The sequence below is a fragment of the Micromonospora sp. NPDC049171 genome (assembly GCF_040648275.1).
In the GTDB taxonomy this organism is placed as follows: domain Bacteria; phylum Actinomycetota; class Actinomycetes; order Mycobacteriales; family Micromonosporaceae; genus Micromonospora.
Genome location: NZ_JBEZDJ010000022.1, coordinates 112,952 through 136,524, shown reverse-complemented (window position 1 = coordinate 136,524; position 23,573 = coordinate 112,952). Strand labels below are relative to the sequence as shown.

20 protein-coding genes and 1 pseudogene are annotated in these 23,573 nt (G+C 72.1%); 11 read left to right on the top strand and 10 right to left on the bottom strand.

Annotated features, from left to right (window positions below):
* Nucleotides 1–4: 4 nt before the first annotated feature.
* A complete protein-coding gene (locus AB0B14_RS26035; protein ID WP_357524685.1) occupies nt 5–1,084 on the top strand; it encodes a MerR family transcriptional regulator in 1,080 nt (359 codons plus the stop codon).
* Nucleotides 1,085–1,124: 40 nt separating this feature from the next.
* Here the strand turns inward: AB0B14_RS26035 and AB0B14_RS26030 are convergent, their stop codons facing one another.
* From AB0B14_RS26030 to AB0B14_RS26005, 6 genes and pseudogenes are all read right to left on the bottom strand, one after another.
* Nucleotides 1,125–2,633 (bottom strand): DUF1996 domain-containing protein, encoded by a 1,509-nt coding sequence (locus AB0B14_RS26030; RefSeq protein ID WP_357074299.1) that lies wholly within the window; start codon nt 2,631–2,633, stop codon nt 1,125–1,127.
* A gap of 254 nt (nt 2,634–2,887) precedes the next feature.
* Nucleotides 2,888–4,933, bottom strand: coding sequence for a glycogen debranching N-terminal domain-containing protein (locus AB0B14_RS26025; protein ID WP_357524715.1), 2,046 nt, complete (start codon nt 4,931–4,933; stop codon nt 2,888–2,890).
* A gap of 12 nt (nt 4,934–4,945) precedes the next feature.
* Entirely contained in the window at nt 4,946–5,308 is a 363-nt protein-coding gene (locus tag AB0B14_RS26020) for an SCP2 sterol-binding domain-containing protein (protein ID WP_357074296.1), read from the bottom strand.
* A gap of 81 nt (nt 5,309–5,389) precedes the next feature.
* On the bottom strand, nt 5,390–6,592 hold the full coding sequence (locus AB0B14_RS26015; protein WP_357074293.1) for a hypothetical protein: 1,203 nt from the start codon (nt 6,590–6,592) through the stop codon (nt 5,390–5,392).
* A gap of 106 nt (nt 6,593–6,698) precedes the next feature.
* Nucleotides 6,699–7,166, bottom strand: a pseudogene (locus AB0B14_RS26010) (sigma-70 family RNA polymerase sigma factor); the annotation flags it as partial.
* 111 nt (nt 7,167–7,277) lie between these two features.
* Nucleotides 7,278–8,294, bottom strand: coding sequence for a carboxypeptidase-like regulatory domain-containing protein (locus tag AB0B14_RS26005; protein ID WP_357524683.1), 1,017 nt, complete (start codon nt 8,292–8,294; stop codon nt 7,278–7,280).
* A gap of 236 nt (nt 8,295–8,530) precedes the next feature.
* Here AB0B14_RS26005 and AB0B14_RS26000 point away from each other — a divergent pair, with 236 nt between their 5' ends.
* The 3 genes from AB0B14_RS26000 (at nt 8,531) to AB0B14_RS25990 (ending at nt 11,316) form a co-directional block, all read left to right on the top strand.
* The gene (locus AB0B14_RS26000) at nt 8,531–9,481 is read left to right on the top strand and encodes an SRPBCC family protein (RefSeq protein ID WP_357074287.1); all 951 of its coding nucleotides are present in this window, start codon (nt 8,531–8,533) and stop codon (nt 9,479–9,481) included.
* A 25-nt stretch (nt 9,482–9,506) separates the two neighbouring features.
* Nucleotides 9,507–10,679: a zinc-dependent alcohol dehydrogenase gene (locus tag AB0B14_RS25995; RefSeq protein WP_357074284.1), complete on the top strand. Its 1,173-nt coding sequence runs from the start codon at nt 9,507–9,509 to the stop codon at nt 10,677–10,679.
* A gap of 61 nt (nt 10,680–10,740) precedes the next feature.
* The gene (locus tag AB0B14_RS25990; protein WP_357074281.1) at nt 10,741–11,316 is read left to right on the top strand and encodes a GNAT family protein; all 576 of its coding nucleotides are present in this window, start codon (nt 10,741–10,743) and stop codon (nt 11,314–11,316) included.
* Here AB0B14_RS25990 and AB0B14_RS25985 read toward each other — a convergent pair.
* Nucleotides 11,313–12,332: an LD-carboxypeptidase gene (locus AB0B14_RS25985; RefSeq protein WP_357074278.1), complete on the bottom strand. Its 1,020-nt coding sequence runs from the start codon at nt 12,330–12,332 to the stop codon at nt 11,313–11,315. The genes AB0B14_RS25990 and AB0B14_RS25985 overlap by 4 nt on opposite strands.
* 378 nt (nt 12,333–12,710) lie before the next feature.
* On the opposite strand from AB0B14_RS25985, the gene AB0B14_RS25980 reads away from it, so the two are divergent.
* Complete coding sequence (locus AB0B14_RS25980) at nt 12,711–13,097, top strand: DUF2267 domain-containing protein (protein ID WP_357074275.1); 387 nt, start codon at nt 12,711–12,713, stop codon at nt 13,095–13,097.
* A 30-nt stretch (nt 13,098–13,127) separates the two neighbouring features.
* On the opposite strand, the gene AB0B14_RS25975 is transcribed toward AB0B14_RS25980, so the two are convergent.
* Nucleotides 13,128–14,606 carry a glutamate--cysteine ligase gene (locus AB0B14_RS25975; RefSeq protein ID WP_357074273.1) on the bottom strand — a complete coding sequence of 493 codons (1,479 nt, stop codon included), beginning with the start codon at nt 14,604–14,606 and terminating at the stop codon, nt 13,128–13,130.
* Nucleotides 14,607–14,760: 154 nt separating this feature from the next.
* Here AB0B14_RS25975 and AB0B14_RS25970 point away from each other — a divergent pair, with 154 nt between their 5' ends.
* Nucleotides 14,761–15,099, top strand: a complete 339-nt coding sequence (locus AB0B14_RS25970) for a DUF3817 domain-containing protein (protein WP_357074394.1) — start codon at nt 14,761–14,763, stop codon at nt 15,097–15,099.
* Between the two features lie 21 nt (nt 15,100–15,120).
* On the opposite strand, the gene AB0B14_RS25965 is transcribed toward AB0B14_RS25970, so the two are convergent.
* Nucleotides 15,121–15,669, bottom strand: a complete 549-nt coding sequence (locus AB0B14_RS25965) for a hypothetical protein (protein WP_357074270.1) — start codon at nt 15,667–15,669, stop codon at nt 15,121–15,123.
* Nucleotides 15,670–15,811: 142 nt separating this feature from the next.
* Here AB0B14_RS25965 and AB0B14_RS25960 point away from each other — a divergent pair, with 142 nt between their 5' ends.
* The 3 genes from AB0B14_RS25960 to AB0B14_RS25950 are packed head-to-tail and all read left to right on the top strand — an operon-like array spanning nt 15,812 to nt 19,830.
* Nucleotides 15,812–16,936, top strand: a complete 1,125-nt coding sequence (locus AB0B14_RS25960) for a Vms1/Ankzf1 family peptidyl-tRNA hydrolase (RefSeq protein ID WP_357524681.1) — start codon at nt 15,812–15,814, stop codon at nt 16,934–16,936.
* Nucleotides 16,929–18,683, top strand: coding sequence for a thiamine pyrophosphate-binding protein (locus AB0B14_RS25955; protein WP_357074264.1), 1,755 nt, complete (start codon nt 16,929–16,931; stop codon nt 18,681–18,683). Before AB0B14_RS25960 ends, AB0B14_RS25955 begins: the two co-directional genes overlap by 8 nt.
* Before the next feature lie 49 nt (nt 18,684–18,732).
* Nucleotides 18,733–19,830, top strand: a complete 1,098-nt coding sequence (locus tag AB0B14_RS25950) for an iron-containing redox enzyme family protein (RefSeq protein ID WP_357074261.1) — start codon at nt 18,733–18,735, stop codon at nt 19,828–19,830.
* Between the two features lie 376 nt (nt 19,831–20,206).
* Here the strand turns inward: AB0B14_RS25950 and AB0B14_RS25945 are convergent, their stop codons facing one another.
* Nucleotides 20,207–20,437, bottom strand: coding sequence for a CDGSH iron-sulfur domain-containing protein (locus AB0B14_RS25945; protein WP_357524679.1), 231 nt, complete (start codon nt 20,435–20,437; stop codon nt 20,207–20,209).
* A gap of 270 nt (nt 20,438–20,707) precedes the next feature.
* On the opposite strand from AB0B14_RS25945, the gene AB0B14_RS25940 reads away from it, so the two are divergent.
* Both AB0B14_RS25940 and AB0B14_RS25935 read left to right on the top strand, forming a co-directional pair.
* Nucleotides 20,708–22,150, top strand: coding sequence for a hypothetical protein (locus AB0B14_RS25940; RefSeq protein ID WP_357074255.1), 1,443 nt, complete (start codon nt 20,708–20,710; stop codon nt 22,148–22,150).
* Nucleotides 22,151–22,373: 223 nt separating this feature from the next.
* Nucleotides 22,374–23,522, top strand: a complete 1,149-nt coding sequence (locus tag AB0B14_RS25935; protein ID WP_357074252.1) for a SigB/SigF/SigG family RNA polymerase sigma factor — start codon at nt 22,374–22,376, stop codon at nt 23,520–23,522.
* Nucleotides 23,523–23,573: the final 51 nt, after the last annotated feature.

The following is a 23,573-nucleotide window of genomic DNA, read 5'->3' as shown; positions in this document are numbered from 1 at the left end:
GCAGGTGTTGATCGGTGACGTGGCGCGCCGGTCCGGGGTCAGCGCCCGCATGCTCCGGCACTACGACTCGCTCGGCCTGGTCCGACCGACCGGCCGGAGCGGCGCTGGCTACCGGGAGTACTCCGACGAGGACATCCGGCTGATCTTCCAGGTCGAGAGCCTCCGGTCCCTGGGCCTGTCGCTACGTGACGTCCGGCGGGCGCTCGACGATCCCGGCTTCACCCCCTCCGACCTCGTCCACGACCTGATCCAGCGGACACGGCAGCGCATCGCGGATGAGCTGGACCTGCTCACCCGACTGCGCCGGATCGGTGCCGCCGACCCCGCCGACTGGAAGGACGTCCTCCAGGTCGTCGCGCTCCTACAGGCCCTGGGCTCACCGAGCGCGGGCAGGCGTCAGCGCGCGGCACTGTCCTCGCTCGACGGAGGTCCGGTGCCCGTGGAGGCTCTCGTCGAGGCGGCGCTGAACGAGAGCGACCCGAACGTCGCCGGAGCCCTGCGATGGGCGCTGGCACAGTCGGGGGACAGCGGCGTGGCCCTGCTCGCGGTCGGCCTACGCGCACCACAGGCAGAGGTACGCGAGCGGGCCGTCCAGACCATCGCCGAGATCCCGCACGACGCGGCGACCGACGTGCTGCGGGACGCCCTCACGAACTCCGACGTCGTGGTCCGCAGGTACGCGGCGCTGGCGCTCGGGGCGCGGCGGGTGGTGGACGCGATCCCGACGCTTGTCGACATGGTCGTCGAGGAGACGAGGGACGCCGAGGCGGCCGACGTGTTGGCCGCGTTGGCGAGCGAAACCGCGGTGGCGGAACGGATCGCGACCAGCCTCGTCGACTGCCTCGCCCGGGGGACCCTGGCACCATCCGCGCGTCGGCGGCTGACCGAGGCGCTGGCGGACATCCCCGGCGACACCGCCGAGCGCGCCCTGGTGGACCTGTCACGGGACGACGACCGCGTCGTCGCGCTGACGGCGACATCCATCCGTACGCTCCGCACGGGGGGCGGGAGTCGCCGCACCGGGTTCGGAGAGATTCGCACCTGTCCCGAGCCGGCCACGATGCCGGACGACCCCCTCGCCTGAGCGAGGGGGTCGTCCGGTGGCAACGGTGTGGGTGCGCCGGTCAGCCGCCGGCGAACGTGACCTCGGTGCCGCACTTGGCGTTCTGGTTGAGGCAGGACTTCACCAGGGCGCCGAGGCGTGCCGGCTCCCAGGCGTTCATGAAGTCGCCGTGCATGGACGACGGTTTGCCGGAGGAGAGCGTGAGACCGTCACCGCCCAGCGACTGGTAGTTGACCATGAAGGACAGGTCCGGCACGGCCACCGGGTACTTGCCGGTGCAGACACCGTTCACCGGGTCACCCATGTGCGACTTGTGGTCGGGTGAGTCGATGTTCTTGCCGTCCCAGCAGTCCTTGAACACCAGTTGGAAGATCAGGTTGCCGCCCGGGGCGCAGACCGGCCAGTTGCCGTCGGCGCTGCGGCCGATCTCGGCGCTGCCGGCGCACCAGAACTGATTGCTACCGGCGTTCTTCGGGGTGTCCACCTGCCGCTTGGCGTCACCTTCGACGACCCGCAGGCCCGGCGGGAAGGGCTTCACGGTCGACGGGTCCTTGACCCGCGAGCCGTAGTAGACGCGCATGCTCTTGATCGGGACCGGCTGACCGTCCTTGCGCAACTCCGGAGTCCAGTAGGCGCTGTTGTCACCCGGGGCGTTGCAGTTGGTCGTCGCGGAGAGCAGCTTGTCGGTCGTGGTGAAGGAGTCGATCTTCGGACCGAAGAAGGTGTGCATGTGCGAGGCGCCCGGCAGGGCGGGCACGACGATCGGGTCGTCCGGCGCCGAGTTGGCGACCTCGCAGTCGGTGTGGAACTCGGGAACCCGGGTGGTCCCCGGCGGCACCGCCTTCGGGGTGAGGGCGTCGAAGGCGGCCAACTCCCTGCTCCACCGGGCCTGGTCGACCGGTACCCAGCCGGCTGCCGGCGCGCCCGGCGGGACGGACGTGGAGGCGGACGCCGACGGGGTGGGCCTCGGCGTGGGCGAGGCGGTGGGCGTCGCCGAGGCGCTCACCGGCACGCTCGGCGACGAGCCCGCCGCGGGGCCGAACGTGAACCAGTTCAGGTTCACGAAGTCCGACGGCGAGGTGCTTTTCATGACAGCGAAGACGGTCTGCGGGCCGGCCGGCACGCCGGACGCCTGCGCCGTGACAGTCGTCCACTTCTGCCAGCCGCCGGTCTGCGCGATCGGGAAGGTGGCAAGCAGTTGACCGTCCGGCGCGGCGAGGTGCAGCTCGACCGTGCCGCCGGTGGCGTTCTGCGAGGAGACCCGGGCCGTGAGGTCGGCGCCGGTGATCGACACGGCGTCGTAGCGCAGCCAGTCGCCGCTGGCCAGCCAGCCGACATTCCGGCCGCCGTCGGCGTCGCCGGTGCCCTCGGTCTGCGCCCCGGAGTGTGCCGCGAAGGCCTCGGCCTGGACCCGGCCGGGCACGGCGACCTCTTCGGCCTGGGCGCCGGCGATGTAGATGCCGCTGGCACCCAGTGCGGCCACGACGGCGACGGAGAGCGAGATGCGGGTGCGGCGGCGACGCTTTCGCGCCCGGTCCGCCGGTGCGACATGCGCGGGGGGAGTCCGCATTACCAGTGTTTTCCTTTGCGTCGGCGACAAATCTTTTGACGAAAGGAATTATGGGTGCGCCGAGGGCTGACAACAACTTGCGGACGAAGAATTAAGGAGGGTGACCGGCAAGTCTCCTGGCTGCGGTCGTGTCCGTGCCAGATGACAGTTTTTCGGTCGGGCAACCTTAATTCTTTGTTAAGTGCCTGAGGTGCCGGGGCGCGTGTCCCCGGCGAATGGGTGATTACAGTTTTTGGAGATAAATCTTGCTCCGATTATTGCCGTTGGTCGGGGCGGTGGCGGGCGAAGGCGTCGGCCTTGCCCCAGCGGCCGGGAACGTCCAGCAGCGCGACCCGTCCGAAGATGGAGGGCAGCGCGGGATCCACGGCCAGGTGGTCCTCGTGCGGGTTGAGGCCCAGCATGGTACGGATCAGCAGCATCGACGCTCCGCTGGACCACGCCTGCGGGCTGCCGGCGGTGGGGTACCGGACCGGGTAGCGGGTGGTGTTGCGGTCGAACCCGCCGAACGCCTCGGGGAGCCGGCCCTGGAAGTAGGTCGCGGCGGACAGGATGCTCTCGGCGATGCGGGCCGCCTCGCTGGCGAACCCGTAGCGGCGCAGGCCCCAGGCGATGAACGAGTTGTCGAACGGCCAGACCGTGCCGTTGTGGTAGCCGAGGGGGTTGTAGCGGCGTTGACCCTCGGCGAAGGTCCGCACACCCCACCCGGAGAACAGCGCCCGACCCATCAGGTGGTCGACGACCTGCGGTGCCCGCTCCGGCGGCACGATGCCGCTCCACAGCAGGTGCCCGATGTTGGACGACAGACTGTCGACGGGGGTGCCGTCGTGGTCGAGCGCCAGGGCGTAGTAGCCGCGGTCGGCCAGCCAGAAGTCCCGGTTGAACCGGTCGTACAGCGCCGCCGCCTCCCGCTCCAGCCGGTCGGCGAAATCAGGGTCACCCCAGACGGTACGGGCCAGCCGGGCCCCGCGGATCTTGGCGTCGTAGGCGTACCCCTGGGTTTCGCAGGTGGCCCTCGGGAAGCCCGGCATTCTTCCGTCGGCGTACGAGATGCTGTCCCAGGAGTCCTTCCAGCACTGGTTCTCCAGGCCGGTGACGTGGTTGCGCCGCTCGTACCAGATGTAGCCGGTGGACGTCAGGTCCGCGTAGTTGTCGATCCACGCCAGGGCGGCGCGAGCCTCCTGCTCCAACTCCCTGACCAGGGCGGTGTCGCCGCTCCACCGTTCGTACTCGTCGAGCAGCACCACGAACAGCGGCGACGCGTCCACCGTGCCGTAGTACGGGGAGTGCGGTTGTTCCTCGAACGCGGCCGACTCCCCGTAGCGCAGCTCGTGCAGGATCCGGCCGGGATCCTCCTCCAGCACGTCGTCGCTGCGGACACCCTGGAGCGAGGCGAGGATCCGCAGCGTCGGCGGGGTCAACGACGGGGTGATGGGCAGGGTCTGTAGGCAGGTCAGCAGGCTGTCGCGGCCGAACAGGGTCATGAACCAGGGCAACCCGGCGGCGGGCACGGCCGCGCCACTCAGCGAGAGCGGGGCGAAGCGCAGGGCCGCCAGGTCGACCAGGCTGCGGTGGTACACCTGCTGGAGCGCGGCGCTCTCGGTGTCCAGGGTCGGGGCCGCCGCGACCCAGGCCCGCAGGCTGGTGGGCAGGGTGGAGTCGTCGGGCCGCAGAGCCCGCAGCGCGGAGCGCAGGTCGACGCCGTCCGGACGCAGCGCCAGCATGGCGACCTGCAACCGCGTCGACCACTGCTCGCCGGGGGCCAGGCGGATCGTGAACCGCAGGCCGTCCGGGTCGAACTCGGCGGGCTCACTCGCCGACACGACGACCTCACGTCGGTAGGTGCCGCGCCGGTAGCCCAGGCGCAACTCGTCCGGGCCCACGTGGGTGTAACTGGTGCCGGTCTTGTCACCGATGTCGAACTTGATCTCGAAGATGTCGGCGAAGTCGGCGGCCACCTCCAGCCGGATGTCGAGGTCCGTGTCCCGCTCGCCGTAGTTGAAGATCGTCAGCGATTCGGTGAGGTCCGGGCCGATGCGCCTGCGCCGGATGGCCGACACGTCGGCCTGGACGTAGTCGACCGCCGCGCCCGGCACCACGAAGAACGTCACCTCGTAGTACTGGCTGTCGTCCACCGACAGCGCGGTCATGCACTCGCCGTTGACGAACAGCATCCAGCGGGACAGGAAGCGGGTGTCGGCGGCGAACAGCCCGACCGGTGTGGCGGGGGACGACTCCACATCGCCGCTGGCGTCGGACACCATGAAGGTGTTCCCGTCGATACACGACACGGTGCCCGGGATGTCCCTCATCGGTCACGTCCCACTGGCCTGGCCGCCGCTCTGCAGCGGCCCGGGCTCCCGCGGGAACAGCCGCCCGAGCCGCAGGGCCAGACCGAGGTCTCCGTCGACCATGATGTCGCCTCGGGTGATCGCCGCCAGGCCGTTCACCTCACCGCGCGCCATCGCCTCCGCTACCTGCGCGGACACCATGATGACTGTGGTGGCGGGGTCGGAGCTCCTGGTCACCCGCATCCGACCGTGATCGATCACCAGGAGCCACTGCTCCAGCTGAGCGCCGTCGCGGATGTCGAACCGCACGCTCCCGCACACCTTCTCGAACCGCGGATCCTGGCCGGCGACCGTCAACCGCTCGAAGAACGCACTGGTCGCCGTCATCCCACCTCCCCCGGGCGCTGGTAGAAGCGCATGCCGGCTACCCGGTGCGGCTCGGTGTTAACTCCGGGCGGCACTCCTTCTTCAGGGTTTGAGCGCGAAGCGGCTCCAGGTGGTCGCGTCCGTGGTGACGAGCAGGTGGTCGGGCTCCGCCCCGTCGTCGCGGCCGAAGAGCCAGGCGTACCCGGGTGTCACACTGATCGACCCGACAACCGGGCCGTAGTCCCGCGCGACAGTGAAGTGGCTCCCGCCGTCCCGGCTGACCAGGAGCCGCGCGAGCTCGTTGGGCTCGGTGCCCCCGTTGGTGCTGGTCGCGAGCAGGGAGCCGTCCGACCCCACAGTGAGGTCCCACGTCTGCCGCGGCAGGTGGGCGCCGGTGTCCGTCCAGGTCTTCGCGCCGTCCGTGGTGCGCAGCAGCCGGATCCCGCCGCTCGTCGTCGACGGTTCGGCCAGCGCGTACCCCTTTCGGTCGTCGAGCCCGACCACCGCGACCACGTTCGCGTCGTCGCCCGCGTCCCAGGTGGTCCAGGTCGCGCCCCCGTCCACGCTGCGGGCGACTGTCGACCCCGAGGTTCTTCCCATCCGGTACACCGCCCAGATCGAGCCGTCGGCAGCCGGGTAGAGGCTGTACAGGGGACGCCACGAGGGTGCCGTGGTGAGGCGGTACACGGTGCCGTTCGACGGATCCACCGCGAGTGGTTCGGCCAGCGGCCGACAACCGAACCCGCAGAAGACCGGCCGGGCCGTCGCCGGGAACCTGGACACGGCGACGATCGCGGTGCTTCCGTCCCGCCAGGTGCGACCGTAGTCGGTGGAGAGACGGGGCAGGCCGGCGTCGCTGACCAGGTAGGACCGGTCGCTGAGCACGGCGACCTGGACCGGACCGGCCGGTGTCGCGGTGCGGGCGCTGGCCGCACACCTGGTGCCCCGGAACAGGGCCGCGTCCCAGTCCGACCAGGTCCGGCCGCGGTCTCCGGTGTACGTGAAGCGCACCACGCAGCCGTCCTCGGACACGTCGACGTCGACCCCCGATTCCGGCCCGGTGAGCGTGAAGTCGTCCCCGTGCACGGGCGACGGTTGCGTGGGGGCCACCGGGTCGGCCCGGTCCGCCCCCGCCACCAGCGGCAGGACAGCCAGCCCGGCCAGTGCGACAAGTGCTGTCGCCACCATCGCGACCGACCGCTGTCGGCGCGACCGGGCGGTGGAGCGCAGGGTGTCGAAGGGCGGCGGTGACACGGCCTCGGTGAGGGTGTCCACGTCGAACCCGGAGAACTCACGACCGGACATCGATCCTCCCGGTTTCCGTAGCGTCGGTGGCGCGCTTCGTGCCAGTGCCGGTGTCGGCCGCAGTGCCCGTGCCGGCGCCGGCGGCGGCATCGGGGGTGTCGGTGTCGGCGAGCAGCGCCGCCAGGGCCTGCCGACCCCGCGACAGTCGGGACTTCACAGTCCCGGCCGACACGCCCAGCGTGGCCGCGACCTCGTCCACCGGCAGGTCGACGAGGTAGTGCAGAGCCAGGGCGTGCCGCTGCCCCTCCGGCAGCACGCGCAGCGCGGCGAGCAGGGCGAGGTGCTCCGGGGAGTGGTCGGCGACGGCCGGCGGCGGGCCGATGCGGCGCAGCAGCCCGTCGAGCACCCGGCGCCGCCGGTACCGGCTGCGGGCCCAGTTCACCGCGACCCGGCGCAACCACGCCTCCGGGTTGTCCAGCGCGGCGAAGCGCCGTGGTGACACCAACGCCCGGGTGAACGCCTCCTGGACCGCCTCCTGCGCCTCGGTCAGGTCGCCGGTCACCGCGTACACCTGGACCACCAGGCGTCGGAAACAGCCGGCGTACAGCTCGGAGATCAGATCGCAGTCGGACACCGTCACCCCCCTTCTCCACCATTCCCACCTTTGGGCCGGGAAGAAGGTTCCGGTGGCCGGCCAGAATATGCGGACCGGCGAGGTTCGGCTGTCGGTACGGGCCAGCGACTCCTACCGGAGGTCGAAGTCCAGAACGACCGGCGCGCGTCGGACCCGTACGGGGGTCGCGGTGTCGAAGTCGGCCGCGTCGCGGTGCCACGTCGGCGGGGCGTACGCGCAGTCGCAGCGCAGCTTCACCCGCTGCCCGGGGAGCAGGCGCAGGGTGTAGTCGGTGCCCACGTCCGCCACGCCGGCCAGGTCCCCGGTGGCCGTGTCGAACGCGATCACCTGGGCGTAGGTGAGCAGCTCGTCGACGCGTACCGCGCCGCTGACGAGCGTGCCGGCGGGCAGCGCCTGGTCCAGGGCTACCGTCTGGTGGGCACGCACCCGCACCGACCGCGCCTGCTGCCGACTGCCCACCCCACCGGACCACACGGTCGCCAGCCCGCTCGCCGCGAACTGCACCGGCCAGTGGTACGGCCCGAGGCCGGTGATCGTGTAGCGGCCGTTCTCGTCGGTGGTCGGGCCGTGGTCGTCGTACTTCGGGTGCGGCACGTACGGCACCACCATGGCCAGCGCACGATAGACCGGAGCGCCCGTCGCCATGTTGGTCACCACTCCGGTGATGCTGCCCGGCGGGTCGAGCCGGATGGTCGGCGCGCTGGTCACGACGCCGGGTCGCACCTGAATCACCTGTGCCCGCTCGCGTTCACCGGTGCCGCCGTGCCGGCCGACCCACTGCCAGCCGTGCGCCGTCGTGTCGTAGGGGCGCACCAGCAGCCGGTACCTCCCCGGGGCGACGTCGGAGGCCACCAGGACGCCCTGCTCGTCGGCGCAACCCCCGTACCGTCCGAGTTGGTCCTCACCGATGCCGACTGCCGACAACGCGGCGGCGTCCACCGGGAGGAGTGCGGCGCAGGCCCGGGGCACCGGTGCGCCGGTCGTCGCGTCGCGCACGACGGTGCGGACGACGCCGGGCGCGGGCGTCGCCGACCCGGGGGTACGCGCGGCAGCCGGCGCGGCGGCCGGCACGACGAGCAGTGCGACGGTGACGGTGGCGGTCAGGTGGCGCAGGAGAGCCCGGCTCATGGGGGTGTCCTTCCGGCGGCGCGGCGGGTTGGGCCGAAGGTAACGGCTTCAAGCGATCCAAATCGGTCAATGTCGCGATGTTGACCGGTGCCGTAGGCGTTCACGCCTCCGTTGTCGCGTTGGACGTTCTACCCCGAACCTGGCGCATACGGCACGTCTACGACATAGCGTCACGGGGGCGGAACCACCACCACGGCCGCTCCGCCGGCCGTCACGTCCAACGGAAGGGACCAGGCATGACCCGGATCGACACCGTGCTCCTGCCCGAGCTGGACGGGCCGGTGCCGGCGACGCTGCCGAGCACCCTGGGCCTGCTGAGCCTGGCCCTGGGCGTGGGCGCCCTGGTCGCGCCCGGACCCCTGGCGCGACTGACCGGGGTGGACGACTCCCCGTCCGCGCGGGCCGTGCTGCCGGCCGTCGGCCTCCGGGAGGTGGGCAGCGCCGCCGGTCTGCTCAGCGGGCGCCGCCCCGCCGGCTGGGCCTGGAGCCGGGTGGCCGGCGACGCCATGGACCTGACCCTGCTCGGGCGGGCCCTCGCCGACCGCGACGGTGAACGCCGCCGCCGGGTCGCACTGAGCACCCTCGCGGTCGCCGGCATCACCGCCGTCGACGTGCTCTGCGCCGTACGGATCGGGCGGGCCCAACGGGCCCGGGCCCGGATGATCCGGATGGAGATCGCGGTGACCGTCAACCGTTCACCCGCCGAGGCGTACCGGTTCTGGCGGGACATGGAGAACCTGCCCCGGTTCATGGCACACCTGGAGTCCGTACGCGCCGACGACCTGCGCCGCTCGCACTGGATCGCCCGTGGCCCGGCCGGTCACCGCGTCGAGTGGGACGCCGAGATCATCGACGACCAACCGAACAAGTCGATCACCTGGCGTTCGCTGCCGGGCACCCGGGTGCCCAACGCCGGACGGGTCCGGTTCGTGCCCGCACCCGGTGACCGGGGCACCGAGGTCCGGGTCGAGCTGCGGTACGCGCCGCCGGCCGGCCCGCTCGGGCGGGTGGTGGCGAAACTCTTCGGCGAGGAGCCCGAGCAGCAGGTCCGTGACGACCTGCGCCGCTTCAAGCAGGTGCTGGAGACCGGCGAGGTGGTCCGCTCCGAGGGCAGCCCCAACGGCATCTCCGTACGCCAGCAGGCCATGCAGCGCCCCGCCCAGCCGCTGCCGCCGTCGCGCCGATGACCGCCCGCTCCGAAAGGGACCGACCATGAAGGCCACCGCCTGGATGGGCACCGACAGCGTCAAGGTGATCGACGTGCCCGACCCGAAAATCATGAACGCCCGGGACGCGATCGTCCGGATCAGCACCACCGCGATCTGCGGCTCGGACCTGCACCTCTACCACGGCTACATCCCCGCGATGCGCAGGGGCGACATCCTCGGCCACGAGTTCATGGGCGAGGTGGTCGAGGTCGGTCCGCAGGTGCGCAACCTCAAGCCCGGCGACCGGGTGGTGGTGCCCTTCCCGATCGCCTGCGGGCACTGCTCGTCCTGCCAGCGCGGCCTCTACTCGGTCTGCGAGAACTCCAACCCGAACGCCGGCATCGCCGAGAAGATCATGGGCCACTCGCCGGGTGGCATCTTCGGCTACTCCCACCTGCTCGGCGGCTACGCCGGCGGTCAGGCCGAGTACGCCCGGGTGCCGTTCGCCGACATCGGCCCGCTCAAGGTGCCCGACGAGGTCCGCGACGACCAAGCGGTCATGCTCGCCGACGTGTTCCCGACCGGCTACATGGGCGCCGAGATGTGCGACATCAAACCCGGCCAGGTGATCGCGGTCTGGGGCGCCGGGCCGGTGGGTCTGTTCGCCGCGGCCAGCGCCCGGCTGCTCGGCGCGGAGCGGGTGATCGTCATCGACCGGTTCGCGTACCGGTTGCGGCTGGCCGAGGAGCACATCGGCGCCGAGACGATCAACTACGAGCAGGCGGACGTGCTGGACACCCTGAACGAGATGACGGCCGGACGAGGGCCCGACGCGTGCATCGACGCGGTCGGTCTGGAAGGCCACCACGGCAACGCCGCCATGTACGCCTACGACCGGGCGAAGCAGGTCGCCCGGGTCGAGACGGAACGGCCGTTCGCCCTGCGCCAGGCGATCCTCGCCTGCCGCTCGGGTGGGGTGGTCTCGGTCGTCGGCGCGTACGGCGGCTTCGTCGACAAGTTCCCGATGGGCGCGTTCATGAACCGTTCGCTGGTCATGCGGACCGGTCAGTGCCACGTCCAGCGCTACACCCGGCCGCTGCTGGAGCGCATCCAACGCGGCGAGATCGACCCGAGCTTCATCGTCAGCCACCGGATGCCGCTGCGCGACGCCCCGAAGGGCTACAAGATCTTCCAGAAGAAGCAGGACGAGTGTACGAAGGTGCTGCTCACGGTCTGACCGGCGGCGCCTCCCTGCTGCCGGGACGACCGCGGTGCGGGTTGGCGGCTAGCGTGTCGCCATGGATCACGGTGGCACGTCGGTGCCGGTGACGGCAGATCTCACCGTTCGGCTTCGACCCGTCGCCGAGCCCGACCTGGCGATATTTCGGCGGCTCTGCACCGAGCCGGGCCTGATCGGTCTGGACTGGGCCGGCTTCCGCGACGCGGGGGCGCCGGCTCGGCGGTTCGCCGTCGACGGCTACCTCGGCGAGGACGACGGGCGGCTCATCGTCGAGGTCGAGCAGGAGCGGGCAGCCGCAGGCCTCGTCAGCTACATCTCCGGGCGTTACGCCGGGCGGGCGTCGTACTGGGAGATCGGCATCTTTCTCCTGCCGCAATGGCGCGGGCGGGGGATCGGCTGGCGGGCGCAGGCGTTGCTCTGCGACTACCTGTTCCAGCACACGCCGGCGCAGCGCATCCAGGCCGGCACCCACCCGGAGAACATCGCCGAGCAGCGGGCGCTGGAGAAGGCCGGCTTCCAGTTGGAGGGCGTCGTGCGGGCCAGTGAGTTTCGGGCCGGCCAGTGGCGCGACGCCTACCTCTACAGCCGGCTGCGCGACGACCTGTCCCCCTGGGCCGCGGTGACGGGAGGCTAGCGCGGCCGGACTCCCGGCTCCACCGTCAGGGTCCCCGCCTCGGCATCGATCGTGGCCCGTGCGCCGAGCGGAACGGTGAGCTGCCCGTTGCCATGCCCCAGCCGTAGCCCGCCCAGGACCGGCACGCCAAGGTCGTACAGGCGGTCCTTCAGCACCGCCGCAGCGTCCCACTCGCCGGGTTCGCCGACGCTGTTGGTGATCTGGCCGATGACCACCCCGGCAACCCTCGACAACACGCCCACCCGGCGCAGCTCGGTCAGCATCATGTCGATGCTGTACGGAGCCTCGTCGACGTCCTCGAAGAACAGGATGGCGTCGTCGAACTTCGGGATGTCACCGGCACCCAGCGAGGTGGAGAGCAGGGTGAGGCAGCCACCGAGCAGAGGGCCCGACGCGCGCCCTGGCACCAGCACGGGCGCCGCCGTCTCGGCCGGGTCCCGGACGATCGTCACGGGTGCGGTGGTCATCACCGCCCGGCGAAGCGCCTCGGCCGAATCAGGGCCGGTGCGGTCGTCGCTCCAGTTGACCATCGGACCGTAGAAGGTGACCAGGCCCGTCTCGCGCCAGAGCTTGCCGTGGATGCTGGTGATGTCGCTGAACCCGACGACCACCCGGGGATCCCGGCGAACGCCGGACACGTCGATGCGATCGACGATCCGCTGGGTGCCGTAACCGCCACGGGCGGCGAAGACCGCACGGATCCCCGGGTCGTTGAGCGCGGCGTTGAGGTCGGCCAGCCGCTGCGCGTCGGTGCCGGCCAGATAGCCGTACTTGGCGAAGACGTGCGTGCCCAGCTCGACCTCCAGGCCCCAGCTTCGCAGGATCTCGATGCCGCGGGCCATGTTCGTGGGGTCGGGAGTGCTGCCGGGCGACACGACCCGGACCCGATCGCCGGGCGCCAGCGCCGGAGCCCGCAGCGCACGCTTCGCACCAGCCGGCGCGGCCTGCGCGGGCCCGGTCTCCAACCCGCCGGCGAGCACCGCGCCACCGGCGGCCGCCGCTCCCATCCGCAGCATGTGTCGACGGGACAGGGGCACCCGCGCGGGCCCTCGGGTCGAAGCTGGGTCTGGTCCTGACGTGGCCATCGGCATCCCCTCGTCTGACGATGTGCGAGCCGCCACAGCCTACGACAGTCATCGACGCCAGGAGGGGTCCACAACGGACGGTCCCCAGTCGACGGACGCGCGATGCCCCGGTGGGCTTCCCGCGCGGCCCGACCCGGCCGCACTGGCGATCCGAGTGCCGTGACTGGCGGGTTTCGTGCGGGTCCGACCGCCGATGGCGGGAAGTCCGGATCCGCGCGTGACCCCGTTTGTGGCCAGTGAGCCTGGGAACTCGCCCCGTTCGTCCGCAGGCAGGCCCGACGGCAGGTCGAGGAACCGAAGGAGCGGAGCATGGAGTACGAGCAGATGATCGCCACGGTACGACAGCGAGCTGGCCTCGGCGAGAACGAGGCCGTGCGGTCCGTACAGGCAGTCCTGTCGGTGCTCGGCGAACGGCTCGCCGGACAGGAGGCCGACCACCTGGCGGCGCAGCTACCCGAGCGGCTGAACGGGTCCGTCACCCGCAATCCGCAGGGCCGCCGGTGGGACGTCGGCGAGTTCCTGAAGAACGTCGGGGACCGCGAACAGGTCGCGAACGCCGACCAGGTGCGTCAACACGCCCAGGCGGTGTTGCGTACCGTCGCCGAGGCGCTCGATGACGACGAACGACACGACCTGCTCGCCCAGCTTCCCGGCGGCATCATCGATCTCTTCGGTGTGCCCACCCCGCGCGGCTGAGCCCCGCGCCAGTCGGGCCACCGGGGGCGCTCACGGGATCGGCCACTCGTGCACCGGCCGGTTGCTGTGCATCAGGTCCACGTAGTGGCGGACCACCTCCCGCAGCGCCGCCGGCCGGTCCAGGTGGTCGGCCGACTCCAGTCGGTGCAGCGTCTCCACCTGCCAGCTCGCGCCGTTGCGGCTGGTCAGGCAGCGCTGCTCGATGATGCCGAGCAGCCGGTCGCGTTCGCCCGGGTCGAGCCCCCACCCGTCCAGGCCGTGGTGTGCCATCGGCAGCAGCCGGCGCAGCACCAGCTCGGTGACGGGCAGATAGCCGAGGCCGGGCCAGAAGACCTGCGCGTCGATGCCGTGCCGGGCGCAGTTGGTGAAGTTTTCCTCGGCGGCGCTGAACGACATCTGCGACCACAGTGGCCGGTCGGATTCGGCAAGGGCACGGACCAGCCCGAAGTAGAAGGCACCGTTGGCGATGGTGTCCAGCACCGTCGGGCCGGCGGGCAGCACCCGGTTTTCCACCCGAAGATGCGGTCGGCCACGGGACACGTCGTACACCGGGCGGTTCCACCGGTAGACGGTGCCGTTGTGTAGGCGCAACTCGGCGAGATTGGGCACCTCACCGGCCGCGAGGGTCTGCGTCGGGTCCTCCGGGTCGCAGACCGGCAACAGCGCCGGGAAGTAGCGCACGTTCTCCTCGAACAGGTCGAACACGCTGGTGATCCAGCGTTCGCCGAACCAGACTCTGGGGCGTACCCCCTGGGCCTTGATCTCTTCCGACCGGGTGTCGGTGGCCTGCTGGAACAGCGGGATGCGGGTCTCGCGCCACAGCTCCCGGCCGAAGAACAGCGGCGAGTTCGCACCGACGGCGACCTGGATGCCGGCGATCGCCTGGGCGGCGTTCCAGTAGTCGGCGAACTGGGCCGGGCTGACCTGCAGATGGAACTGGGTACTGGTGCAGGCCGCCTCCGGGGTGATGGTGTCGGCGGTGACCGCCAGGCGTTCCACCCCGCTGATGGCGATCGGCAGATCCTCACCGCGCGCCGCGAAGATCTGCTCGTTGAGCAGCTTGTAGCGGGGGTTGGCCGAGAGCGTCTCGGCGGTCAGGTGCTCGGGGCGCAGCGTCGGCAGGATCCCGATCATGACCATGTGCGCGCCGATCGCCCGCGCCTTCACCTCGGCGGCGTTCAGGCTGGCCCGCACGTATTCTTCGAAGTCGGCGGTGCCGGTGCCGGTCAGTCGCCGCGGCGGCACGTTGATCTCGACGTTGAACTGGCCCAACTCGGTCTGGAAGCTCTCATCGGCGATGGCTGCCAGCACGTCGGCGTTGCGCATCGCCGGATTCGACGCCTCGTCGACCAGGTTCAGCTCGATCTCCACGCCGGTCATCGGCCGGTCGACGTCGAAACGCGACTCGCGCAGCATCTCGGCGAAGACATCCAGACAGCGGCGGACCTTGTCGCGATAGCGGGCCCGATCTTCTCGACTGAAGGTCCGTACGCCGACGTCCTCGCCCATCGTCACCACCCTGTCACCGCTGGTTCCCCCTAACCTCGCACGTCCTCGTCGGGCGGGGGAACACCCAATGGACCTCTTCTACCCAGCTGACCACCCTGATAGCCCAGTCAGACCATCCCGATAGCATTGCCGGTCGAGAGGTGGTGGCGTGCGGATGCGCGAGAAGGTGACCCGGCTGTTCGTCGCGGCGGCGATCGCCGAGGCTTGCTCCTGGTTGGCCCTGCTGGTCGGCATGCTCATGAAGTACGGCCCGCCCGGCAACGAGCTGGGCGTGCAGGTCTTCGGGCCGATCCACGGCGGCCTGTTCATCGCGTATGTCGTGTTGACGCTGGCCGTGGCCCGGCTGCACCGGTGGAGCCTGCTGGCCACGGCGGTCGCCCTGATCAGTGCCGTGCCGCCGTTCGCCACCCTGGCCTACGAGCGCTGGGCTCGCCGCCGGGGGATGCTCGGCGTCGACCGCCAACCGGCCCGCGAGCCCGCCCCGGTCGGCTGACCGGGGCGCCTGCCTGAGCGGTCAGGTGAGTGCGGAGCAGGCCGTGACACCGGCGAGCAGCAGCGCGCCCAGGAACGCCTGCAACAGCAGCGGCGGCCCGAGGTGCGACCAGAGCGTCGCGGTGCGCGGGGTGAGCAACTGCCCGGTGGTGAGGTTGACGATCCGCTCGATGCGCGGCGGCAGCTCCGGGTCGCGTTGCGGGCGCAGGGTGAGCTGCACCTGGTCCGCCGGGTGCAGGGCGCTCTGCGGCAGATGCCCGTGCAGCTCCACCTCGCAGAGCTGGCCGGCGGTGTTGCGCAGACGCACCGGGACGACCAGGTATTCCGGGCCCTTCTTCAGCTCCTTCCACCGCCGGCGGGTGCCGCCACCGCCGAACGAGAACAGCGCGCGCAGCAGCAGGGCGGGCAGCCGGGCGATCGCCGCCGCGGCGAGCACCGCCACCAGCACCGGCTGACCGACGCGTATCTCGCGCGTGTAGCCGTCGAGCAGGCGGATCAACCGCCCGGTGACGATCCTTTCGGTCGGATGCACGATCCGTCGGGTTTCGAGTCCGCTGTCCATTCCCACCACCGAGAGTCCGCTTGTGTGCACAGATCGTATCGACGTCCTGGGTTGAACGACGTGAATGAAACCTGGTCACGGGCTCACGGCCGCGAGGTGACATCCCCGGCGACCCGGGTAAGCGGGGGGCCGAGCTGGAAAGGGGTCGAGCATGCAGCTGTCCTTCCTGCGCCCGCTCTACGACCGTCCCGGGCCGTGGTGCTCGGTGTACCTGGATGCCTCCGCCGACACGGAGGACGCCAAACCCGCGCTGGACCTGCGCTGGCGCGCCCTACAGAGTCGCCTGACCGAACAGGGCGCGGACGAGGCGAGCATCGCCGCGTTGGACCGGGTGATCCGCGGACACGACCCGATGGTCGGCGACTACGGACTGGCGGTCTTCGCCAGCCACGGTCGGGTGGTCCTCTCCGAGTACCTGTCCGCGCCACCACTGCGCGACCTGGCCAGTTTCGCGCCGCTGCCACACGTGATGCCGCTGCTCGCCCAACGCGGCGAACAGGTGGCCTGGGTACGTGTGGTCGCCGACCGGCTCGGCGCCGACGCGATGGCGGTCAGCGCCGGCGGGGTGCCCCGCCGGGCGCACGTCGCCGGCCGCGACGAGTTCCCGCTGCGGCGGACGAAGCCCGGCGGCTGGTCCCAGTCGCGCTACCAGCGGGCGGCCATGGAGGCGTGGCACCAGAACGCCGGCGACGTCACCGCGGCCACCGTGCAGTTGGCCGACCAGGTCGGCGCGGACGTGGTGGTGGTCGCCGGTGACGTCCGCGCCACCGGGATGATCGCCGCCCAGATGCCGGAGCGGTGGCAGGACCTGGTGGTCCGCACCGATGCCGGGTCGCGGGCCGGGGGCGCCGACCAGACGATGCTGGACGACCTCACCGTGCAGACCATCGCGGAGATCGCCGACCAGCGGATCAGCGCCGCGCTGGACAGGTTCGGTGTGCAGGAGGACGTGGGCGGCGGCCTCGACGCGGTCGTCTCGGCCCTGCAACGCAACCAGGTGGACACCATGCTGATCGTGGACGATCCGTCGGCCGACGGTGAGCTGTGGATCGGCGCGCAACCCACCGAGATCGCCGTCGACCCGGGGCAGTTGGCCGCCATGTCGGTGGCCGACCCGCAACGGGTACGCGCCGACGCGGCGCTGGTCCGCGCGCTCGTCGGCACCGACGCGGCACTGACCGTGCTGGGCGCGGACGAGGCACCAGACCTCACCGACGGGGTGGGTGCGGTGCTGCGCTACGTCGACCCCAGCACACCGGGGCGCGGCAATGGCTGAGCGCCGGGTGGCAGATCTCGTGGTGGAACGGCTCCTGGCCTGGCGGGTGCCCCGCGCCTTTGGCTACCCGGGCGAGGCGATCACCCCGCTGATCGAGGCGTTGGACCGCACCGGCGGCGAGCCGGCGTTCGTCCCGGCCCGGCACGAGGAGACCGCCTCGTTCATGGCCACCGGGCACGCCAAGTTCACCGGCGGCATCGGGGTCTGTCTCGCCACCCAGGGGCCCAGCGCCGTGCAGCTGCTCAACGGCCTCTACGACGCCAAGCTGGACAGCAAGCCGGTGGTGGCGATCGTCGGGGAGGACATCTCCGGGCCGCTCGGCGCCGCGCACCAGGAGATCGGGTTGAGTCGGCTCTTCGGCGACGTGTGCAACCAGTTCGTCCGCTACGGGCGCAACCCCGAGGACGTGGCCGCCCTGCTGGACCAGGCGTTCCGGACGGCGGCGGCGACCCGGAGCCCCACCTGTGTCGTACTGCCCCGGCAGTTGCAGGAAACCCTGGTGCCCGACGTGCAGACGTACGCCGCCGGGGTGGTCTCGGCCACCCCCGGTGAGCCGCTGGCCCGGGTGCTGCCGCACGAGGCGGACCTCGACGCCGCCGCGCAACTGCTCGGTGGCGGTCAGCGCGTCGCGATCCTGGTGGGTCAGGGTGGGCGGGACGCGGCCGCCGAGATCATCGAGGTGGCCGACCGGCTCGGTGCCGGGGTGGCCACGTCACTGCTGGGCAAGCCGGTGCTCGACGAGCGGTTGCCGTTTCACACCGGGGTGCTCGGCGAGGTCGGCACCGCGGCCGCGGCCGAGCTGATGGGCGGCTGCGACACGCTGCTGATGGTCGGCACCAACGACCCGTGGACCGGCTACTTCCCGATGCCGGAGCAGGCCCGCACGGTGCAGATCGACATCGACGGCCGGCGGATCGGCACCCGCTACCCGGCCGACGTGCCGTTGGTCGGCGATGCCGCCGAGACGCTGCGGGCGTTGCTGGCCCGGCTGCGGGGTCGTCCCGAACAGCGGTGGCGCGCCACCGTGGAGAGCTCGGTGGACCGGTGGCGGGAGATCGCCGCCGGACGGGTGGCCGCGTCCGCCGACCCGGTCAACCCGCAGCTCGTACTCCAGGAGTTGTCCGCCCGCCTGCCGGGCACCGCGGCGGTCGCGGTCGACGTCGGTTCGGTCCTCTACTGGTACGCCCGGCACCTCACCCTGCCACCCGGGGTGAACGCGCAGCTCTGCGGCACTCTCGGGTCGATGGGCTGTGCGCTGCCGTACGCGGTGGCCGCCAAGCTCGCCGCCCCCGACCAGCCGGTGATCGCGCTGCTCGGCGACGCGGCGATGCAGCTCAACGGGCTCGCCGAGCTGATCACCGTGTCGCACCACTGGCAGAGTTGGCGTGACCCTCGGCTGGTGGTGCTGGTGCTCAACAACCGGGATCAGAGCGGCACGGGTGGCGGGCGGCAGCCGTCGTCCGATCCGGGCAACCGCCGCCCCGATGTGCCGTACGCCGGTTGGGCCCGCCTGCTCGGGCTGCACGGTGTGCGGGTGGACCGCCCGGAGTTGGTCGGCGCGGCCTGGGACGAGGCCCTCGCCGCGGACCGTCCCTGCGTACTGGAGGCGGTTGTCGACCCGGCGGTGTCGCTGGCGCCGCCGGAGCCGGCGTTCGCGGACCTGCGCGGCCTGTACGCCGACGGCGCTCCGGCCCGCAAGGTCCGCGAGCAGGTGGAGATCACCGCGAACGCCGAAGACCTCGTTTAGCTGCCCTCGGCCAGGGCATCAGTAGCGGCCCGACGACGCTGGAGGTCCCATGTCCGAGCAGGTTGACGGCCGCTACGGCCCCGCGACACTGCCACGATCGCGCGGCCCGCTCTCCACCGCGGTGCTCGACGCTCTCCGGCGCCCGCCGCACGACCTGCCGGCTGGTCTCGGCACCGACCTCGATCCGGCCGACCCGATCACGGACGAGGACCTTCAGCTCACCCTGTTCCTCTGCTACGAGCTGCACTACCGGGGCTGGCGCGGCGTGGACGAGGCGTGGGAGTGGCAGCCGACGCTGCTCGCGTTGCGCGCCGAAGCCGAACGGCCCTTCGCGGCGGCGCTGCGCCGGCTGGTCGGCGTACCGTCGGTGCCGGCCGCCGGGGTGGCCGCCGGCCTGGCCGAGCTGGTCGCGGCCGACGACGGGCCGCCGCTGGCCGCGACGCTGCAACGACGCGCCGATCTCAGCCAGTTCCGCGAGTTCGTCGCCCACCGCTCCGTCTACCACCTACGCGAGGCGGACCCGCACAGCTGGGCCCTGCCCCGCCTCGGTGGGCCGGCGAAGGCCGCGCTGGTGGAGATCCAGACCGACGAGTACGGCAACGGCCGGCTGGACCGGATGCACGCCGAGTTGTTCCGGCGCACCCTGCAACGGCTGGGCATGGACACCTCCTACGGCGCCCACCTGGACGCGGCACCCGCGGTGACCCTGGCGACAAACAACCTGATGTCGCTGTTCGGGCTGCACCGGCGGTGGCGCGGCGCGCTGCTCGGGCACCTGGCCGCGTTCGAGATGACCTCCTCGCTGCCGAACCGTCGCTACGGCAACGGGCTGCGCCGGCTCGGCCTCGACGAGGTGGCCACCCGCTTCTACGACGAGCACGTCGAGGCCGACGCGGTACACGAGCAGATCGCCGCGCACGACATGTGCGGCGGCCTGGTCCGCGCCGAACCGGCCCTCGCCCCCGACGTGCTCTTCGGCGCGGCGGCCGGGCTCGCGGTGGACCGGCTGTTCGCCGCGCACCTGCTGGACAGCTGGGCCGCCGGCCGCAGCTCGCTGCGGGCACCCGCCCCGCCGGCCCTGCCGCCCAAGGTCCCGCTTGTCGCGTTGCCCGCGGTGGCCCCGCCGGCCCCGCCCGCGCTCGTCTGAGCCGAGGCGACTGGCACCTTAGGAAGCCGACGGATCACGCCCAGGCGGGGTGGGGTCGGCTGTTGAGCGCCGCCTGTTGGGCGCAGGGTGCTGGGTGTTGGGCGCCGGGTGTCGAGCGCCGGGTGTCGAGCGCTGGGTGTTGAGTGCCGGCTGTTGGGGGGCGTGCTGCGCGGGTTCGTCCCTTTGCTCTGCACCCGCCCATGCGCCAGTTACGGAGCGTGCGTGGTGCGCGGGCGGGTGCAGAGCAAAGGGGGCGTGTCTTGGTGCGGTCCGTCCGCGTGCTCTCGCCGCGCGACGCGGCGGCGTGGGGACGCGGCGGCGCGGCGACGCGGCGAGGTGGGCGACGCGGCGCGGCGGGGGACGCGGTGACGTGGGATCAGCCCTCGCGGGTGGTGCCGGCCCGGAAGTTGATCGCCTTGTGGGTGCCGTCGCAGAACGGCTTGAGCGCCGACTTGCCGCACCTACACAACGCCACCGTGCCCCGGCGCGCGTCGATGTGCTCGCCGTCCGGCGTGACCAACGCGAAGTCGCCGCGGACCAGCAGCGGTCCGTCCTCGTACGGGGTGATCGTGGCGGCGGCTGATTCGCTGGTGTCGTCGGTGCGCATGGCCCCGGAAGTGCCCGTCTTGGGGCCGGCGAAACCGGGCCGTCCGTCGAGGTCGACTCGGGTTTGGTGAAACCGCGGTATCCCGCCCGCACGGCCACCGCGATTTCGTAAGGGCCGAGTCGATCTGCCCTCGGCCGACCCGCTCCCGCCGTCCTCGGCCGATCGTCGCCGAACGGCGGTGATGACCGGCGCACGCCGCTGACCAGCGGAATGTGCTGCCGGGTGGGTGATGCCCCGTTTGAACCCCATCGGGACGGGAAGCCGGGCCGCGTGGTGAGCGAAAGAGGCAAGGTGGGGCCGGTGCACAAGGTGCACAAGGGGCTCACGGCCGATGGCGCCGGTCTCGCTGGCGACCGGGTCGTGGCCGTGGGCAGCGCCGCCCGGGTGTTGGTCGCCGCCACCGCCCGGGCCCTGCGTGGCGTGGACTGCGCCGACCTCGGGCACACCGGGCCGACGTCGCGGTTCCCGGGCGCCCCGGAGCCGGTACGCCGCGCCGCGGTCACCCGCGCCGCCGGTCGGGTCGCGCTCACCGTGGACCAGACCGACGAGGTGGACGCCGCCCGGGTGGCCCGCTGGTTCGTCGACCAGTACCCCCGCCGGCGCTACCCCGGGGTGCTGATCGGCTCACCGCACGGCGCGGCGGCACACCTCGCGGTCGCTCTCGGCGTGCCGTGGTTGCCGGCCGGCTTCGAGATGAGCGTGCACTGGCCCGACGGCGCGGTGGACCGCCCGGCGGACGCACTGGAGCACGGTGCGGCACTCGCCGTGCGGCTGCTCGCCGGCAACGCCGACCTGCACCTGCGCCAGGTGCACTGCCCGGCCAGCCGGGGCCCGCTGATCGGGGCCACCGTGTCGCTGGCCGCCGCGTGGACGGCCCTACCGGCCGCGTACGCGCAGTTTCTGGCCGACCGGCTGGTCCCGGGTGCCCCGGTGCTGCTGGTCCGCGACGCGCGCACCTGGCCGGTGCTGGAGCGCGGCCCCGGCCACAGCTTCCAGGTCGGCTGCCCGGCCAGCGGGCTGGACCCGGTCGACTTCCACCCGGACAGCCACGCCCTGCGGCAGGTGCTGCGCTCCGTCGGCGGTGACGCGACCCGCTGGGAGCCACCGGAGGTGTCCGTTCCGTCGGGTTACGCCGAGCACGGCGTCGACCCGGGCTTCGAGCCGGCCGTGCGGGACTGGTCCGCACGGCACGAGCACCCGCTGCACCAGGTGCTGGTGCCCCGGCCGGCGGCACTGAGCGCGGGCGTGGCCGACCTGTACCGGCGGTGGCTGCGCGCCGCCGGCAAGACCGGTGACCGGTTGGTGGTGGAGTGCGGCCGGCTGCTCGACCCGTGGCAGGTGGTGCGTGCGGGGCTGGTGCCGTACTGGTGTGAGAACGCCACCCGGCGCAGCGTCGACGAGGCCGAGTGGTGGTTGGCCGGCAGCGAGGCGTTCAGCTCGGTGGACGTGCTGCCCGAGCCACCCGGGATGCGGTCACCGGCCCTGGCCGGGCTGCCGCAGTGGCTGGCGGTGGCCGGCTTCGGGCGGCGGCGTCGAGCGTTGGACCGCACCACCGCCCGGGGCTACCCGGTCACCTCGGTGCCCACCCGCCGGGCCACCGAGGTGCTGCGTGCCCAGCCGTACGACCTGCCCGCGCCGCCTCCGCTGGGGGCCGCCGAGGCGTTGGCCGTACTCCGGGACAGCGGCGGCCACCAGGGGTTGTTGGTCTCCTGAGGCGGAGCACGCCGAAACTTCCTCGCGAACCCGGGGTCCCGTGATTGAGTACCTACGGAGCGGGAACATCGCTGGCTGCGACGGCCTGATTGCGCTGCGTAGAGGCGGTGTCGCCCGCTGGCATCCCAGTCACTGACCCACTTTTCCGGCCCGGTGCGTGGCTCGACCACGCGCACGACCGGTTTCCCGATCCGGGCGGGGGACCTTCCTGAGGGAGGCGCGGATGTTCGGACAGACGAGCACGACCACGACCACGACCACACCACCACCCACCGAGCGTGGTCTGGAGGACCTCGACGCGGCGGCACTGGCGTACGCGGCCCGGATCGCCGGCCTCCCACCGGAGCGGCGGGGGGAGGCCCGCGACGACCTGGTGCGCTTCGCGCTGCCGTTCGCCGGGCGGCTGGCCCGCCGGTACCGAGGGCGTGGAGAGCCGCTGGAGGACCTGGAGCAGGTCGCCCGGTTGGGGCTGGTCAACGCCGTCGACCGGTATGACCCGGAGCGGGGCTCGTTCACCGCGTACGCCGCGATCACCATCGTGGGCGAGATCAAACGCCATTTCCGGGACCGCACCTGGGGCGTCCACGTGCCCCGCCGGCTGCGGGACCTGATCCTCGAGGTCGGGCAGGCCACCGCCGCACTGACCAGCGAACTGTCCCGGGCGCCGTCGGTGGCCGAACTGTCGGCCCGTCTGGAGACGCCGGAGGCGGAGATCCTCGCCGCGCTGGAGTCGGCGGCCGGCTACAGCCCGGCCTCCCTCAACGCCCCGGTGGGCGGTGAGAGCTCCGCGGAGTTCGGTGACCTGGTCGGCGAGTCGGACAACGCCCTGGAGTCGGTCGACGACCGGGTCACGGTGAGCGGTCTGCTGCACCGACTGCCCTGGCGCGAGCGGCGCATCCTGGCGATGCGCTTCTACGGCAACCAGACCCAGGCCGAGATCGCCGCGCGGTTCGGCATCTCGCAGATGCACGTGTCCCGGCTGCTGTCGCGGGCGCTGACCTGGCTGCGTCAGGCGATGCTCGCCGACGCGCCGCCACCCTGGCAGAACGGTGCCGCCGAACCCGACCCGGGCAAGACCCGGATCTCGGTGAAGCAGAACGGCGACCGGGTGGTGGTCGAGGTCGGCGGCGAGATCGACCGCGACGGCGCGGACCAGTTGCGCCGGGCCATGCTGGAGGCGGTCACCGGCCAGCCCAGCGAGGTGGTCGTCGACCTGGTCGGCGCGGGTGGGTTCGACGCCGGTGGGATCGCCGCGCTGATGGCGGGGCGGGACGCGGCCGAGCGGACCGGCGTGCCGCTGCGGCTGACCCGGGTCCAGCCCGCGGTACGCCGCTCGCTCACCGCCGCCGGCCTGGCACCCGCCCGGGACTGAGCCACCGCCGCCCAGGGCTGAGCACACGACGAGGGCCGACACCACCGGGTG